The 15,801-nt window shown below is 69.0% G+C and carries 18 protein-coding genes; 7 read left to right on the top strand and 11 right to left on the bottom strand.

The annotated features are described in order from the left end of the window. The first annotated feature begins 58 nt into the window (after window positions 1-58). The 4 genes from OEZ60_RS12615 (at window position 59) to OEZ60_RS12600 (ending at window position 2,897) form a co-directional block, all read left to right on the top strand. Window positions 59-565, top strand: coding sequence for a DUF2478 domain-containing protein (locus OEZ60_RS12615; protein ID WP_263336694.1), 507 nt, complete (start codon window positions 59-61; stop codon window positions 563-565). A gap of 117 nt (window positions 566-682) precedes the next feature. Then, window positions 683-1,387 (top strand): ABC transporter permease, encoded by a 705-nt coding sequence (locus tag OEZ60_RS12610; protein WP_263336692.1) that lies wholly within the window; start codon window positions 683-685, stop codon window positions 1,385-1,387. Continuing rightward, on the top strand, window positions 1,381-2,097 hold the full coding sequence (locus OEZ60_RS12605; RefSeq protein ID WP_263336691.1) for an ATP-binding cassette domain-containing protein: 717 nt from the start codon (window positions 1,381-1,383) through the stop codon (window positions 2,095-2,097). Before OEZ60_RS12610 ends, OEZ60_RS12605 begins: the two co-directional genes overlap by 7 nt. Further along, the gene (locus OEZ60_RS12600) at window positions 2,094-2,897 is read left to right on the top strand and encodes an ABC transporter substrate-binding protein (RefSeq protein ID WP_263336689.1); all 804 of its coding nucleotides are present in this window, start codon (window positions 2,094-2,096) and stop codon (window positions 2,895-2,897) included. The genes OEZ60_RS12605 and OEZ60_RS12600 overlap by 4 nt, the downstream gene beginning before the upstream one ends. Window positions 2,898-2,984: 87 nt before the next feature. Here the strand turns inward: OEZ60_RS12600 and ade are convergent, their stop codons facing one another. Together ade and OEZ60_RS12590 are read right to left on the bottom strand one after the other, a co-directional pair. Beyond that, entirely contained in the window at window positions 2,985-4,682 is a 1,698-nt protein-coding gene (gene ade, locus OEZ60_RS12595; RefSeq protein WP_263336687.1) for an adenine deaminase, read from the bottom strand. A gap of 65 nt (window positions 4,683-4,747) precedes the next feature. Then, complete coding sequence (locus OEZ60_RS12590; RefSeq protein ID WP_263336685.1) at window positions 4,748-5,227, bottom strand: Lrp/AsnC family transcriptional regulator; 480 nt, start codon at window positions 5,225-5,227, stop codon at window positions 4,748-4,750. 149 nt (window positions 5,228-5,376) lie between these two features. Here OEZ60_RS12590 and OEZ60_RS12585 point away from each other — a divergent pair, with 149 nt between their 5' ends. Genes OEZ60_RS12585 through OEZ60_RS12575 form a run of 3 tightly spaced genes read left to right on the top strand, consistent with a single transcriptional unit; the run spans window position 5,377 to window position 8,481 of the window. Beyond that, a complete protein-coding gene (locus tag OEZ60_RS12585) occupies window positions 5,377-6,567 on the top strand; it encodes a diaminopropionate ammonia-lyase (RefSeq protein WP_263336682.1) in 1,191 nt (396 codons plus the stop codon). Beyond that, entirely contained in the window at window positions 6,564-7,730 is a 1,167-nt protein-coding gene (locus OEZ60_RS12580) for a M24 family metallopeptidase (RefSeq protein WP_263336680.1), read from the top strand. The genes OEZ60_RS12585 and OEZ60_RS12580 overlap by 4 nt, the downstream gene beginning before the upstream one ends. Window positions 7,731-7,740: 10 nt before the next feature. Then, the gene (locus tag OEZ60_RS12575) at window positions 7,741-8,481 is read left to right on the top strand and encodes a maleate cis-trans isomerase family protein (RefSeq protein ID WP_263336679.1); all 741 of its coding nucleotides are present in this window, start codon (window positions 7,741-7,743) and stop codon (window positions 8,479-8,481) included. A gap of 165 nt (window positions 8,482-8,646) precedes the next feature. Here the strand turns inward: OEZ60_RS12575 and OEZ60_RS12570 are convergent, their stop codons facing one another. The 9 genes from OEZ60_RS12570 to cobA are packed head-to-tail and all read right to left on the bottom strand — an operon-like array spanning window position 8,647 to window position 15,768. Further along, window positions 8,647-8,910: a hypothetical protein gene (locus OEZ60_RS12570; RefSeq protein WP_263336677.1), complete on the bottom strand. Its 264-nt coding sequence runs from the start codon at window positions 8,908-8,910 to the stop codon at window positions 8,647-8,649. Further along, window positions 8,867-10,423, bottom strand: coding sequence for a nitrite reductase (locus OEZ60_RS12565; protein ID WP_263336675.1), 1,557 nt, complete (start codon window positions 10,421-10,423; stop codon window positions 8,867-8,869). Before OEZ60_RS12565 ends, OEZ60_RS12570 begins: the two co-directional genes overlap by 44 nt. After that, complete coding sequence (gene nirJ, locus OEZ60_RS12560; RefSeq protein ID WP_263336673.1) at window positions 10,398-11,609, bottom strand: heme d1 biosynthesis radical SAM protein NirJ; 1,212 nt, start codon at window positions 11,607-11,609, stop codon at window positions 10,398-10,400. The genes OEZ60_RS12565 and nirJ overlap by 26 nt, the downstream gene beginning before the upstream one ends. Window position 11,610: 1 nt before the next feature. Further along, window positions 11,611-12,099 (bottom strand): siroheme decarboxylase subunit beta, encoded by a 489-nt coding sequence (ahbB, locus tag OEZ60_RS12555; RefSeq protein WP_263336671.1) that lies wholly within the window; start codon window positions 12,097-12,099, stop codon window positions 11,611-11,613. Beyond that, entirely contained in the window at window positions 12,096-12,569 is a 474-nt protein-coding gene (locus tag OEZ60_RS12550; protein WP_263336669.1) for an Lrp/AsnC family transcriptional regulator, read from the bottom strand. Before OEZ60_RS12550 ends, ahbB (OEZ60_RS12555) begins: the two co-directional genes overlap by 4 nt. Beyond that, a complete protein-coding gene (gene ahbB / locus OEZ60_RS12545) occupies window positions 12,566-13,558 on the bottom strand; it encodes a siroheme decarboxylase subunit beta (RefSeq protein ID WP_263336667.1) in 993 nt (330 codons plus the stop codon). The genes OEZ60_RS12550 and ahbB (OEZ60_RS12545) overlap by 4 nt, the downstream gene beginning before the upstream one ends. Before the next feature lie 2 nt (window positions 13,559-13,560). Continuing rightward, window positions 13,561-14,700 (bottom strand): cytochrome D1 domain-containing protein, encoded by a 1,140-nt coding sequence (locus OEZ60_RS12540; RefSeq protein ID WP_263336665.1) that lies wholly within the window; start codon window positions 14,698-14,700, stop codon window positions 13,561-13,563. Then, window positions 14,697-15,002 carry a c-type cytochrome gene (locus OEZ60_RS12535; protein ID WP_263336664.1) on the bottom strand — a complete coding sequence of 102 codons (306 nt, stop codon included), beginning with the start codon at window positions 15,000-15,002 and terminating at the stop codon, window positions 14,697-14,699. Before OEZ60_RS12535 ends, OEZ60_RS12540 begins: the two co-directional genes overlap by 4 nt. Next, window positions 14,995-15,768, bottom strand: a complete 774-nt coding sequence (gene cobA, locus OEZ60_RS12530; RefSeq protein WP_263336662.1) for a uroporphyrinogen-III C-methyltransferase — start codon at window positions 15,766-15,768, stop codon at window positions 14,995-14,997. The genes OEZ60_RS12535 and cobA overlap by 8 nt, the downstream gene beginning before the upstream one ends. Between the last annotated feature and the right edge of the window lie 33 nt (window positions 15,769-15,801).

Here is a 15,801-nt window from a genome sequence, read left to right as displayed (position 1 = left end):
TTCCGTTTGGCGCGGCATCTTGTATTCCGGCGGGAGCGGTTTCAAGGGGATCGGAGACATGCTCGGCTATGTCATCGCGGAAGGCAGGGGCGCGGCGGACCGCGTGCTGGCCGAGGTGGCGCGGCAGCTTCACGACGAGGGCTGGCCGCTCGCGGGTGCGGTGCAGGTCAATTCCGAGCGCGGCGAGATGCATCACTGCGACATGGACCTGCATGTGCTCGCCGCCGACCGGATCGTGCGGATATCCCAGAATCTCGGGGCGCTCGCTAAGGGCTGCCGGCTCGATCCCTCGGGGCTCGAACAGGCGGTGGGCATCGTCGAGGCGGCCCTCGATGCGACGCCGCGCCCGCGGCTTCTCATCGTCAACAAGTTCGGCAAGCAGGAGATCGACGGCCGCGGCTTCCGGCCCGTCATCGGTCGCGCGCTGGCGTCGGGCGTGCCGGTGCTGACGGCGGTGAACGCCGCCAACCTGCCCGGGTTCGAGGCCTTCGCCCATGAGTTCGCCGAACCGATTCCGCTCGATTTCTCGGCGATCCTCGGCTGGTGTCGGAACGCGTCGACCTGACGTCGCTTTGCACATGGTGAACATTTTTTCCCCGCGCAAGTACAGATTGACCGTTTTCAACGGCTTGCGGGCCACTTAAGCAGGGCGTCCAGAGACGGCGACAGGGAGCCGGGCGCGATGAACGACATCTTCGAGGGTCTGACCCAGGCGGCACGCCTCGTCGTGACGCTCGACGCCGATCTCGCCGAGATCACCCTGCGCTCGCTCCAGGTCACCGTCACCGCGACGCTGATCGCCTCGGCGATCGGCCTGCCCTTGGGCGCCTGGATCGCGGTCAACCGGTTCCGCCTCCGGCGCATCGTCATCGTGGTCCTGAACGCGTTGATGGGCCTGCCGCCGGTCGTCGTCGGCCTCGTCGTCTACGTCACCCTCTCGCGGTCCGGCCCCTTGGGCGTTCTCGGCCTCCTCTTCACACCGACCGCGATGATCATCGCCCAGGTGATCATCATCACCCCGATCATCGCCTCGATCTCGCACCAGGCGATCCGCGAGCTCTGGGCCGATTACCACGACCTCCTGATCTCGCTCCACGCCACGCGCCGCCAACGCATCGGTACGCTTCTCTGGGACGGGCGCCGGGCGCTGATGACCGCCGCGCTCGCGGGCTTCGGCCGCGCCATCGGCGAGGTTGGCGCGATCATGATCGTCGGCGGAAATATCGACCACGCGACGCGGGTGCTCACGACCGCGATCGCGCTCGAAACCGGCAAGGGTGACTTCGGACTTGCCCTTGCCCTAGGCTTCGTGCTGATCGCCCTCGCCGTCGCGGTGAACCTTGCGCTGCATGTGCTCTCGGGCACCGAAAGGGGCAGCCGATGGTAAGCCCGATCCTGCCGCTCACGCTCGACGAGGTGGAGCTGCGCCGCCAGGGCAAGCGCATCCTCGGGCCGGTGACCTACAGGCTCGAAGGCGAGGGAATCACCATCGTCATGGGGCCGAACGGGGCGGGCAAGACCTCGCTCCTGCGCTGCATGCACGGGCTCGAACGGATCAGCCGGGGCCGGATGCAGTGGCGGGGCGAGGCCGACCAGATCCGCGCGCGGCAGGCCTTCGTGTTCCAGACCCCGATCCTGATGCGGCGGAGCGTCATCGACTGCATCGCCTATCCGCTGATCCTCGACGGCCTCTCGCGGCGCGAGGCGCGCAAGGCGGCAGAGCGGGAAGCCGACATGGTCGGGCTGAAGGTGACGCTGAGCGCGCCGGTGAACGTGCTCTCGGGCGGCGAGCGGCAGAAGATGGCGCTCGCCCGCGCGCTGATACGCGCCCCCGAGGTGCTGTTCCTCGACGAGCCCTGCGCCAACCTCGACCTGCATTCGACCGCCGAGATCGAGCGCGTCCTGACCGGTGCCCGCGACAGGGGCACCCGCATCGTCATGTCGACCCATAACGTCGGCCAGGCCCGCCGCCTCGCCGACGACATCCTCTTCCTCTCCGATGGCCGGCTGATCGAATCCGGCTCTCGGGACGCGTTCTTTGCCGGGCCGGGAACGCCGGAAGCCAGGGCCCATATCAACGGAGACCTTTTACCATGAAACTCACGACCGCCATTGCCGCCCTGTCGGCGCTCTGGCTCGCGACCGCCGCCGGGGCCGAAGAGCTCAAGATGGCCGTCACCACGTCCTTCGCCAATTCCGGCCTCGCGGAAATTCTTCTGCCCGAGATCGAGAAGGACACCGGGATCACCGTCGAGCTTCTCGTCGTTGGCACCGGCCAGGCGCTGAAGCTCGGCGAGGCCGGCGACGTCGACGCCGTCCTCGTCCATTCCAAGGCCGCCGAGGAGGAATTCGTCGCTGCCGGCCACGCCACCCACCGGCGCGAGATCATGTACAACGACTTCGTCGTCGTCGGCCCCGCCGCCGATCCGGCGGGCGTGAAGGCGGCGACCGCCGCGACCGAGGCCTTCGCCGGGATCGCGGCGGCGCAAGCCCCCTTCGTCAGCCGCGGCGACGACAGCGGCACCCACAAGGCCGAACTGAAGCTCTGGAAGGCCGCCGGGATCGAGCCCGCGGGCGACTGGTACAAGGCCGTCGGCCAGGGCATGGGTGCCGCGCTGAACACCGCGGCCGGCATGGACGCCTACATCCTTTCGGACCGGGCGAGCTGGCTCAACTTCGAGAACAAGGCGAACCTCGGCCTCCTCTACGAGGGCGACAAGGCGCTCTTCAACCAGTACGCCTACCTGCCGGTCAACCCGGAGAAGCACGCGCACGTCAAGGCCGACGCCGCAAAGGCGCTCGAGGACTGGCTCACGAGCGACAAGGCCGAGGGCCTGATCGAGGGCTACAAGATCGGCGACCAGCAGCTCTTCCACTTCAACGCGGAAGCGATGTGAGAGGCGGCCGCCGCCGTACCGACGCAGGGCATACGTCCGCTGTACGCTAGCTGCACGATTGTCCGACGCGGGTTTCCTGCGTCGGGCTCACCCCGGAATGATCTCGAACTTCGTCACGTCCACCATGCCCCGGTCGGTGATCTTCAGCGCCGGGATCACCGGCAGGGCGAGGAAGGCGAGCTGCAGGAACGGCTCCTCCAGCGTGACGCCGAGCCCCGTCGCCGCCGCGCGCAGGGCCACCAGCCGGTCGCGCACCGTCTCGAACGGGTCGAGGCTCATCAGCCCCGCCACCGGCAGCGCGAGCTCGGCGAGCACCTTGCCGCCCTGCGCCACGACGAAGCCGCCCTCGATCTCGCCCAGCCGGTTCGCGGCGAGCGCCATGTCGGCATAGTCGGCGCCGACGACGGCGATGTTGTGGTGGTCGTGGCAGACGGTCGAGGCGATGGCCCCGGCTTTCAGCCCGAAGCCCTTCACGAAGCCGTTGGCGATGTTGCCGTTCTTGCCGTGCCGCTCCACCACCGCGATGCGGATCAGGTCGCGGGTGAGGTCGGGGCGCTTGTCGCCATCGGTGATCGGGATTTCCTCGCGCAGATGCGCGGTGATGATCTTGCCCTCGATGATGCCGATGACGTCGGTCTCGGTCCGGTTGGCGCGGGCGCGGAAATCCTCGGCCCGCACGACCGGCGCCTTGACCGAGCCGCGCCCGACCGGGGGGATCGTCTGCCGCGCGGCAAAGGCGGCATCATCGACGCGCCGCCCGGCGCAGAGGACAAGTTGGGCGTGGCAGCCTTCGAGGCTGTCGACCGCGACGATATCGGCCCGCTTGCCCGGCGCGATCTGACCGCGGTCCTTCAGCCCGAAGGCCTCCGCCGCCGACAGCGACGCCGCGCGATAGACCGCGAGCGGCGAGGCGCCCTTTTCGATCAGCCGCCGGATCATGTAGTCGAGATGGCCATGCTCGGCGATGTCGAGGGGATTGCGGTCGTCGGTGCAAAGGCAGAGATAGGCCGAGGTCGCTTCGGTCAGAACGGGTGCCAGCGCCTCGAGGTCCTTCGAGACCGAGCCCTCGCGGATCAGCACCCGCATCCCCTTCCTCAGCTTCTCCAGCGCCTCCTCGGCGGTGGTCGCCTCGTGCTCGGTGCGGATGCCGGCGGCGATATATGCGTTGAGGTCGCGGCCCGAAAGTTGCGGGCAATGGCCGTCGACATGGCCGCCCTCGAAGAGCGCGAGCTTCGCCATCGCGCCGGGATCGCGGTGGATCACGCCGGGATAGTTCATGAACTCGGCAAGCCCGATGCCCGAGGGATGGCCCATCAGCGGTGCCAGATCCGCCGCCTCGATCCGGGCACCGGCGGTCTCCATATGCGTCGACGGCACGCAGGAGGAGAGCTGCACCCGGATGTCCATCAGCGTATGGCGGCTCGCCTCCTGGAAGTAGCGGATGCCGTCCACACCCACCACGTTGGCGATCTCGTGCGGGTCGCAGATCGCGGTAGTGATGCCGCGGGGCGCGACGCAGCGGTCGAACTCGAACGGGGTGACGAGCGAGCTTTCTATATGCAGATGCGTATCGATGAAGCCCGGTACCAGCACCAGCCCCGCGACGTCGATCACTTCGCGCCCCTCGTAGTCGGCGCCGATGCCCACGATAGTGTCGCCGCAGACAGCGACGTCGCCCGCGATCATCGCCCCTGTCACGACGTCGAAGACCTGCCCGCCCCTCAGGACGATATCGGCCGGCTCGTCCCCGCGCCCCGCCGCGATCCGCCGTTCAAGTTCCGCCATCGTCTCCGCTCCGTTCCAAACCGCCCGCCCAGAAGACCCCTTTCCGCGCCTCCCGTCCAGATCGCTCAGGCGTCTAGACTCACGCCGAGCCCGACCTTCACCCGGTCCATCACGATCGACGTCTTGAACTTGCTGACCTCGGGCGTGCCGAAGAAATTCTCCTGCGTGAAGGTCTGGTACTCGGCGATGTCCCTGACGACGAGGATCAGCGTGAAATCCGCCTCGCCGGTGGTGTAGTAGCATTGCTGCACCAAGGGCGCCTCCTGCATCCGCCGCTTGAAGCTTTCGAGCACGCCGAGGTTCTCGCGCTCCATCGAGACTTCGACGATGATCGTCATCCCGCGCCCGGCCGCTCCGGGATCGAGGATCGCGATCTCGCGCTCGACCACGCCGGTCTCGCGCAGCCGCTTCAGCCGTTTCTGCACCGCCGTCGGCGAGAGGCCGAGATGCTCGGAAAGCTGCTCGGCGGTGCGGCGGCAGTTCTCCTGCAAAAGCTCTAGTAGACGGAGGTCGAACGGGTCGAGAGCGGCGAGTCTTTCGGGCATGAGAGGCTTCCGGTGTGATGGTGTCCGAATTTCGCACGTTCTTGTGACATGATCGACGAGAATCGGACGGTTTCCGTCACTCATATCCCGAAATCGTACGCCGGAATGCGCTACCCATCACCCAACGCAGCGCGAGGAGGAGACAGCGCATGACCCAGCATTTCGACCCCGCGAAGATCGGCCATGTTTATGTCGACCCTACCCCCGGCGCCGCCGCCGAGGAGGTGCTGACCCGCGCAGACTTCGCCCGCGCCATCGCCGAGATCACCCAGTGGCCGGGCTACGCGCCGACGCCGTTGCACCGGCTCGGCGATCTCGCCCGCGAGCTCGGGCTGGCCGCGATCCTCTACAAGGACGAGGGGCCGCGCTTCGGGCTCGGCAGCTTCAAGGCGCTGGGCGGTGCCTATGCCGGCGCTTGCGTCCTGCAGCGCGAGCTGTCGCGCCGGCTCGGCCGCGAGGTCGCGCTGGAGGAGATCCGCAGCGGCAAGCTCGCGGGCGAGGCGGCGAAGATCACGCTCGCCTCGGCGACCGACGGCAACCACGGGCGCTCGCTCTCCTGGGGCGCGCGGATGTTCGGCGCGCCGTGCCGGATCTATGTCCACAGGGATGTGAGCCAGGGCCGGATCGACGCGATGCGCGATCTGGGCGCGACGGTCGTTGTGGTCGACGGCGACTACGACGACTCGGTGCGCGCGGCGCGCGAGGAGTCCGAGGCGAACGGCTGGTTCGTCGTCTCCGACACGTCGTGGGAGGGCTACACCCAGCCGCCGCGCGACGTGATGGCGGGTTACGGCGTGATGACGAACGAGGTGACTGGCGCAATGGAGACGCCGCCGACCCATGTCTTCCTGCAGGGCGGCGTCGGCGGGCTCGCGGCTTCCGTCACCGCGGCGCTGCGCCAGGCATGGGGCAAGGCCGGCCCCCGCGTGGTGATCGTCGAGCCCGACCTCGCCGCCTGCCTCTACGAGAGCGCGAAGGAGGGCCGGGCCACACCGGTCGCCATCGCCGAGGAGACGGTGATGGCCGGGCTCTCCTGCGGCGAACCCTCGACGCTGGCATGGAAGATCCTGTCCGAGGAAGCCTCGGACTTCGTCACTATACCCGACGACTACGTCGCGCCGACGATGCGCCGCCTCGCGCGGCCGGAGGGCAAGGATCCGGCGATCAAGGCGGGCGAATCCGCGGTCGCGGGCCTTGCCGCGGTGATCGCCGCGGCGGGCGACGAGAGCCTGCGCGCGGCGCTCGGGCTCGACGCGGGCTCGGTCGTGCTGGTGATCGGCTCCGAGGGCGTGACCGATGCCGCGATCTACGACCGCATCATGGCCGGGGCCGCGCGATGAGCGTCCCCGAACGCGGCTTTCCGACGGCCGAGTTCGAGGCGAGGCTCGACCGCGCGCAAGCGCTGATGGCGGGCGCCGGGCTCGACGGCATCCTGGTGATGACCGAGGCCGAGGTGCGCTATTTCTCGGGCTACCAGACGCTCTTCTGGCAAAGCCCGACCCGGCCGTGGTTCCTCTTTCTGCCGGCGAAGGGCAAGCCCGTCGCGGTGATCCCCGAGATCGGCGCGGCGCTGATGCGGCGGACCTGGGTCGAGGATATCCGTACCTGGTCCGCGCCCGCGCCCGAGGATGACGGGATCGGGCTCCTGACCGACCTGCTCGCGCCCTATGCCGGGCGCGGGGCGAAGATCGGCCTGCCGAAGGGGCACGAGACGCAGCTCCGGATGCCGCTGGGCGATTACGAGCGGCTGATCGCCGGGCTGCCGGGGCTGGAGATCGCCGACGCGACGCCGATCATCCGCGGGCTCCGCATGGTGAAATCGCCGCGCGAGATCGAGAAGATCGGCCATATCTGCGCCATCGCCTCGCGCACCTTCGCGCGGGTGCCGGACTTCGTCCATTCCGGCCAGCCGCTGGAAGAGACCTTCCGCGCCTTTCGCCGCGCCTGTCTGGAGGAGGGGGCTGACGACGTGCCCTATCTCGTCGGCGGCGCCGATCAGGGCGGTTATCACGACGTGATCTCGCCGCCCTCGTCGCGGCCGCTGCAGGCGGGCGACATCCTGATGCTCGACACCGGCTCGGTCTTCGACGGCTATTTCTGTGACTTCGACCGCAACTGGGCGGTGGGCCGCGCCGACGACGCCTCGCGCCGGGCCTATGACGTGCTGTGGCGCGCGACCGAGGCGGGGCTTGCCGCCGCGCGCCCCGGTGTCACTTGCCGCGACCTCTTCCGGGCGATGCAGGGCGTGATCGCCGAATACGACACCGGGCCGGGCGATGTCGGGCGGCTGGGCCACGGGCTCGGGATGCAGCTCACCGAATGGCCGTCGCATGCTCTCTTCGACGAGACCGTGCTCGAGGCGAACATGGTGCTGACGCTTGAGCCCTCGCTGAGCTACGGTGACGGGCGGATCATGGTGCACGAGGAGAACATCGTCGTGACCGATGGCGCACCGGTCCTGCTGTCGACGCGCGCCGCGCGGGATCTGCCGGTGATCGGCTGAGGGAGGGGCGATGAAGCTGCCATTCGCGACCGACGCGGGCATGGGGCCGGGGGCCACGCTCGGCCTCGTCGTGCTTCCCGCCGACGAGACGCTGGAAAACGAAATGCGGGTGCTGCTACCTGCGAACGGCGTCGCGCTCTATCACAGCCGGATCGAGATGCCGCCCGAGGTGACGTCCGAGACGCTCGCCAGCATGGAGGCGGCGCTGCCGCAGGCGGCAGGGATGCTGCCCGAGGTGGCCTTCGACGTGATCGGCTATGGCTGCACCTCGGGCGCGACCGTGATTGGCCCCGAAGGGGTCGCGCGGGCGATCAACCGGGCACGGCCCGGCGCCAGGGTCACCGATCCGGTCAGCGCGACGATGGCGGCCTGCCGGGCGCTCGGGCTGAAGCGGCTCGGCTTCGTGACGCCTTACGTCGAGAGCGTCTCGGCGGCGATGCGGGCGCTTCTGGAGGCGAACGGGTTCGAGATCGCGGGATTCGGCTCGTTCGAGGAGGGCGACGACCGCGTGGTGGCCCGGATCGCGCCCGAGAGCATCCTTTCGGCCATCGAGGCGGTCGATGCGATGGCCGAGTGCGACGGGGTCTTCGTCTCCTGCACCAACCTCCGCGTCGCGGGGATCGCGGCGGAGGCCGAGCGGCGGATCGGCAAGCCGGTGATCTCGTCCAACCTCGCGCTCGGCTGGCACATGCGGGTCCTCGCGGGGCTGACCGGCCCCGCGCCGATCGCCTCGCGGCTCTTCGCGCTCTGAGCCGGAGCTTGGCCGATGCAGCGGCGCGCGGATGCGGCCGGGCGCTTCCCTCCCCCCTTGTGGGGGAGGGAGAGGGAGGGGGGCTGCCCCCACCCCCATCCCCTCCCCACGAGGGGGAGGGGAGGCACCTGAACCTGGCGTGGTTTCTTCCGCTCGGACCCGGTTCTACCGCGCTGCCTCGTCGAGGAGGTGGCGCACCCAGTGTCCCGCGGCCCAGGTCGCGGGGATGCCCAAGGGCAGCGCGAGCCAGAGCGTGGTGACCGGCGACAGCGCGGTGAGCCCGATCGCCTGACCCATCAGCGCCAGCATGAAGAGGTTGATCGCCACCGCGGCGGCGGCGAAGGGATAGAGCAGCAGCCCGAGCTTCCAGACCGGCCAACGGCCCTCAATGGCTGGTGCCGTCCGAGAAGGTGATCTTGTTCCAGACATTGTACTTTCCTGAGGGCTTGCGCATCGGCAGCCGCTTCACCTCTTCGAAGGTCTTGGCGTCATAGACGATGACCGCGCCGTCATCCTCCCAGATCGAGACCAGCGCATGGCTGCCGTCGCGGGTGAACTCGGTATGGGCGACGGTCTTGCCCGGCGCCGGGTTGAGCGTCTTCACGATCTCCAGCGTCTCCTTGTCGATGATCTGCATCGCGTCCTTGTTCGGCCCGAAGAAGACATCGGCCCAGACATAGGGGCTGTTTTCATGGCTCCTGAGGAAGAAGCCCGGCCCCTCGGTCTCGATCGTCGTCAAGATCGTCCAGTCGTCGATGTCGATCACCGAGAGCACGCCCTCCTTCAGATGCGGCGTCGCCATCACCCGGTGGCCGCCCCGCATCCAGGAGATGCCCGAGCCGAGATGCGGCATCCCCGGCAGCGGCAGTTCCGCGATCGGCCGGCCGACGATGAGGTTGACGACGACTCCCTTGTCGCCCGCGCGGCTCGCGCCGATCAGGTTGGCGTAGTCGGGGGTAAAGAAGAAATCGTCGAGCGGCTCGTCCACCATGATCCGGCGCCGCGCGAACAGCCCCTGTTCCGCGGCGAGCGATTCCTCCATCCCGGCCTCGAAACTGTGGACGAAGCCCTCGTGATAGGGCCCGGCATCCGGGTCGGTCGCGACCTCCCAGATCTCCGGCGTGTCCTTGAGGGCGAGGACGAAGCTCTTGCGTTCCGGCGCCTGGTAGACGGCGGAGACGCGCGAGGCAGTGCCGTCGCGGCCGATGACGTCGATCACCTTCGCGACGCTCAGATCCTCGGTCGAGAGGATCGTCAGCGTCATCGGCAGGTAGTTGGCGACCGCAAGCCACTTGCCGTCATGGCTCATCGCGATGTTGCGGGAGTTGAGCCCGGCGCGGACCCGGCCGACCTCGCGGAGCGACCAGATATCGTATTTCTGGACCCAGCCGTCGCGCGACATGATGAAGACGTAGCGGCCGTCGGGCGAGAATTTCGGGCCGCCGTGAACCGCGAAGGGCGTGGCGAAGCGGTCGAGCACATCGAACGTGTCTCCGTCGAGCACGCTGACATGGTGATCGCCGGTCTCGACCACGAGCGTGATGTTCATCGGATCGCCCGAAAAGACCGGCGCTGCGGCCGGGGTGTAGTCGGCCACCATCTCGCGGGTGCCGTCGATGTCGGCCTCGGTCCATTCCGGCACCTCGGCGAGCGGTTCGCCGAGATGGGCGGCAAGTGCCGCGATGTCCTCGGCCCGGAGCGTTTCGGCGAAGGCGGGCATCTGCGTCGCCGGGCGGCCGTGGGCGATGACGTCCTCGACGGCGGGGCCGCGCATGCGGCCCAAGGTCTCGGGGATCAGCGCGGGGCCGGTGCCGCCGAGGCGGTTCTCGCCGTGGCAGCTCGCGCAGTGCTCGGAGTAGAGCGCGGCGGGATCGGCGAGGGCGGGGGCGGAGGCCAGCGCGAGCGCGGCGAGGAGGCTAGAAGAAACGGTGCGCAGGATCATGGCTCTTGCCCCGGAAGGGTGCGACGGTGAGACGGTCGGACTCCTCGACGCCGATTTCCTCGGCGGAAAGGTAGCAGGCGGGGTCCTCGGCCCAGGGATCGCCGGTCAGCTGCAGGGCGCGGATGCGGGTATTGCCGCCGCAAACCTCCTTGAAGGCGCAGGCGCCGCAGCGGCCCTTGAGGGGGCGCGGCCGCTGGCGCAGCGTCGCGAGCATCGGGTCCGCCCCGGTCCAGAGCGCCGAAAAGGGCTCGGTCTTAACGCTGCCGATCGTGTAGTCGGACCAGTAAGTGTCCGGGTGCACGCGGCCCTGGTGGTCGATATTCGCGACCCCGAGGCCCGAGGAATTGCCACCCCAGGCTTCCAGATGCGCCCGCACATGCGCGGCCTTGCCCGCATCGAAGTTGCGCTCGACCCAGCGCAGGAAATAGACCGCGTCGGCGTCGTTGTTGCCGGTGACGATCTCCAGCGGCCGGCCCTTCGAGACCGCGTCCCAGGCGCGGTCGATCAGGAGGTCCATCGCACGGCGGGTGCGCTGGTGATCGGTGTCCTCGCCCCGGTGCTTGTCGCCGCGCCCGGCGTAGACGAGGTGCGAGAGGTAGAACTTGTCCACCCCCTCGGCCTCGCAGAGGTCAAGCATCCCGGGCAGGTCCTCGGCATTGCTCTCGGTAATGGTGAAGCGCAGGCCGACCTTGATGCCTCGCGCCTTGCAGTCGCGCACGCCCTGCAGCGCCTCAGCATAGGCACCGTCGACGCCCCGGAACCAGTCGTTCCGTTCGCCGATCCCGTCGAGCGAGATGCCGACGTAGTCGAAGCCGAGATCGGCCACCCGATTCGCGGTGTCGCCCGTGAGCTTTGTGCCATTCGTCGACAGCGAAAGGTGGCGGAACTTCAGGTCGCGGGCGCGTTCGGCCAGCTCGAAGAAGTCGAAGCGTGACAGGGGCTCTCCGCCCGAGAGGATCAGCGCGAAGACGCCGAATTCGTGCAGGTCGTCGAGCACGCCCATCGCCTGCTCGTGGCTGAGCTCGCCGGGGAAATGCACATCCGCCGAGGTCGTGTAGCAATGGCGACAGCGCAGGTTGCAGCGCCGTGTGAGGTTCCAGATCACCACCGGCTTCACTGGCCCCGCGCGGCGACGCACCGGGGTCGGGTCGACAAGCTCCTGCATGTATTGGGTCAGCCGGAACATCCTAGCCTCCTTCTGCTTTCAGCCTGAGGCCGGTCTTTTTCAGGATGCGCGTCGAATAGAGGATATCCGAGGCGCGGTGCGCGTCGCCGAGCAGCGCCGCGATCTCGCTGCGCAGCGCCTCCACTTCGTCCCGCGTGGTGCCGTGGATCATCGCGAAGAGGTTGTAGGGCCATTCGGGCAGGGCGCGGGGGCGCAGGTAGCAATGCGAGACGAAGGGAAGCGCCCCGACCGTCGCGCCAAGCCGCTCGGCGGTCTCGTCGGCGACGTCCCAGACGCTCATCCCGTTCGCGGCCATCCCGAGCGCGTAATGGTTGGGCGCGAGCGCGATACGGCGGATGATGCCGCGGCCCTGCATCACCGAGAGCCGCCCGAGGAGCTCGTCCTCAGGGATATCCAGCCGGTCGGCGAGTTCGGCATAGGGCTCGGCCACCAGCGGCAGCCCGGCTTGCGTCGCCTCGATGATCCGGCGGTCGGTCGCGTCGATCCTCATGCCGCCACCCGGAAGCCGATGAAGAATTCCTTCAGTTTCGGGAAGAGCAGGACCGAAAGCCCCGTCGCGGCCTTGATCCTGTCCGCGGTCGCGGCGATCTCCTCCGGCGTCGCGGTCGCCAGAACGAACCACATGTTGAGGCGGTGGCTGCGGGCGTAGTTGTGGGCGACCTCGGGGAAGGCGTTGACGATCTCGGCGACGCGGTCGAAGTCCGCCTCCGGAACCGCCATCGCACAGAGGCAGAAGGCGCCGCCCATCGCTTCGGCGTCGAAGAACGGGCCGAACCGGGTCACCGCGCCGATCTCCTTCAGGCGGGCGATGCGGTCGATCAGCTCCTGTTCGGCAAGGCCCAACGCCGCGCCGGCCTCGGCGAAAGGCCGGGGGACGAGCGGAAAGCCCTCCTGCAGCGCGTTGAGGATGCGCCGGTCGGTCGCGTCGAGCGCGCCGTCGGGGAGGGGCGCGCGTCTCATGCCGCCACCGTGCCGCGGTCGTGGACCAGAGCCCCGGTCTGCTTGAAGCAGCGCAGCGAGAACAGAACCTCGTGGTCCTTGCCCCGAAGCTCGGGCAGGTCGGCCGCGCCCGTGAGGATGTCGAGCGCCTCGCTGCGGGTGCGGGCGTGGATCATCGAATAGAGCCGGTAGCGCCATTTCCCCGGTGCCGGGCGGCGCTGGTAGCAGAGCGTGACGCCGGGATAGCCGGCAAGCGCGGGACCCGCCCGGTCGATCTCGTCCTCCGGCACGTCCCACACGACCATCGCGTTCGAACGCCAGCCGATGGCACGGTGGCGCACGATGATGCCGAGCCGGGTGAGGATGCGCGCCTCAGTCAGGGCCCGGAGCCGCGAGATCACCTCCATCTCCGCCCGGCCGAGATCGTCGCCAAGCGCCGCGAAGGGGCGCGCGACCAGCGCGAGCCCGTCAGTCATCGCCTGGATTATCGCGCCGTCGTCGGGACGGATGGCGCTGAGGTCGGCCGGGGCGGAGGCCGGCGGCATCCGCCTTTCGCCCTCGAGCGGGAAGCCGAGATCGACGTTGAAGGCGCGGACAAGCGGCAGGTCGAGGACCCTCAAGCCGGTGCGCTTCTCGATCCGCGCGAGGGTCGCGTCGAGATGAAGCCGGTCGGGCCCGGTGCCGACGAACCAGAGATTGAGCGCATTTTCGCGCAGGTACGAATGATTTACCCCCGGTTCGGCGCCGACGATGGCGGCGACTTCGTCGACGCGGAGGTCGGGCACCTCCATCGCCGCGAGCGTCGAGGCACCGATCGTGTTCGGCCGGCAGGTGCCGCCGACGCGGGCGATGGCGCCCATCGCGGCAAGGTGGCGGAGCCGCGCCAATACCTCCTCCTCCGACAGCCCGAGTGCGGCACCGATCTCGGCGAAGGGATGCGGCACGAGCGGCAGGTCGCGCTGCCAGGCCTCGATCAGCCGCTTGTCCTCGGGGCGCAGCATCATCGTCATGGTCACAGTCCCGTCCGGTGGGCGCGGGCGGTGAAGAAGATGCCCGAGGGGCTTTCCGCCGCCACCTCGCCCAGTTTCTCGAAGGTCTCGGTGTCGTAGATGTCGACGCGGTTCTCGTCGCGGACCGAGATCCAGACCTCGTGGCCGCGCGGCGTGAACTCCATGTGGAGGACGGCGGGGCCGGGTTTCATCTCGTGGATCACCTCGTGCGTCATCCGGTCGATCACCTGCACGGTGTCGTTCAGTGGATGGGCGAAGTTGACCCAGACCTGGCGCCCGTCGGGGCGCGCCATCGCGAAGACCGGCTGGCCGTGGGTCTGCGTGCGACCTGTCTCGGTGAAGTCGCTGGCGTCGATCCAGAGGACCTCGTGATGGCCGACCGCGGGCAGGACGAACTCGCCCGCCGCCTCGGCCCAGCCCTCCAGATGCGGCATCTTGTAGACCGGCAACTCCTCCTCGCCGCGGCCGTAGCCGGGCAGCACCCGGATCGGCTCCGGCGTTTCGTCCCAGAGGTCGAGCGCGGTCAGGCCGTCCTCGCCGAAAAGCCCGGTGATGTAGGTTCGCCCGTCGCCGGCGAGAAGCGCGTCATAGGGATTGGTGCCCATGCCGGTGACCTTGGTGATCGCCGGTTCGGCCCCCTTCATGTCGGCGATCCAGGTCTCGCCCTTGTCCCAGAGCGTGAAGACGAAGCGCCGGCCGGGCGCATCGACGAGGCCGATAGTTTTCGACGCCGTCGGGATGTCGGCGACCATCTCCAGCGTTTTGGCGTCGAAGACCCGGACCCCGCCCGGCTCGTAGTTCGAGACCGCGACGAGCGTGCCGTCATCCGAGATCGCGCCGCCGATCGAGTTGCCGGCCTGCAGGACGCGGGCGACGATCTCGCGGCTGAGGATGTCGACCTTGGAGAGCCCGCCGTCGCGGCCGAAGACATAGGCATAACGTTCGTCCGGTGAATAGACGAGCGAGGCGTGCGAAAGGTCGCCCAGACCTTCGATCCGTCCGATCGCGGCGCGGTCGGACTGGTCGACGACGACGAGCGAGCCGGTCGCCCGCTCGACGATGAGGCCGAGATCGCCGGTCGCGCGGTATTCGTCGGCCAGCGCGGGCGTCGCCATGAGGAGGGCAAGAAGCACGTATTTCATTGCGACGGGTCCTTGAGGTAACGGGCGATCCAGAGCGCCTCCTCCTCGGTGAGGAGCGGCCGCCACGGGGGCATTGCCGTTCCGGGCACGCCGTCGAGGATGATCGAGGCGAGGCCCTCGGGTTCGGCATCGGCCAGGACCTCGGGCGTGAGCGGCGATCCGAGCCCGCCCTTCAGCGTCAGCCCGTGGCAGGAGCCGCAATCCTGCACGACCAGCCGTTCGAGGCGGGCCGCGTCGGTGGCCTCCATCGCCGCGGCGGGCAGGGCGAGGCCGAGGATCGCGAGGGCGAGGAGGCTACGCATTGGCCACCATCGGCAGGTCGGCGAGGAGTTCGGGCAGCGGCTGGGCCGCGCAGAGCGAGACGACCTCGCCGACGATGAAAAGGACCGGCGCCTCCAGTCCGGCGGCCTCCTCGGCCACCTGCGACAGCGTCGAGACGACGCGAGCCTCGCGCGGCGTGGTCGCCGAGGCGACCGCCATCGCGGGCAGATCGGCGGGTCGGCCACGGCGGATGAGTTCGGCGGCGATCGCGGCCATGGTCGCGGCGCCCATGTAGATCACGAGCGTCGTGTCGGGCCGGGCGAGCCCGTCCCAGTCGAGGTCGAGTGCGGCATCGGCGGCACGGTGGCCGGTGACGTAGCGCACGCCGGTCGCGAGGCCGCGATGGGTGAGCGGCACGCCGGTGGTGCTGGCCGCTCCTTGAGCGGCGGTGATGCCGGGAACGTAGTCATGCGCAATGCCGGCATCGCGGAGCGCCTCTGCCTCCTCGGAGCCGCGCCCGAAGATCAGGGGGTCGCCGCCCTTGAGGCGCACGACATTGAGCCCCTGGCGGGCGAGATCGACGAGGAGCCGGTTGATCGCCTCCTGCGGCATCGTGTGGTGACTGGTGGCCTTGCCGACGGAAATCCGCCGCGTCGCGGCCGGGATCAGCGCCATGATCTCGGGCGAGACGAGGCGGTCGTACACAATCACGTCGGCTTCGGAAAGAAGTCGGTGGGCGCGGAGCGTCAGAAGCTCCGGGTCGCCCGGCCCGGCGCCGACGAGATGGACCTGACCCTCGGTTGTCATCGCAGCGGCACTCCGGTTCGGCTGGCTTGGGAG

This window comes from Albidovulum salinarum (assembly GCF_025673475.1).
Lineage (GTDB): Bacteria > Pseudomonadota > Alphaproteobacteria > Rhodobacterales > Rhodobacteraceae > Albidovulum > Albidovulum salinarum.
The sequence above is the reverse complement of the archived record's forward strand: the minus strand, read 5'-3'. Positions and strand labels throughout refer to the sequence as shown.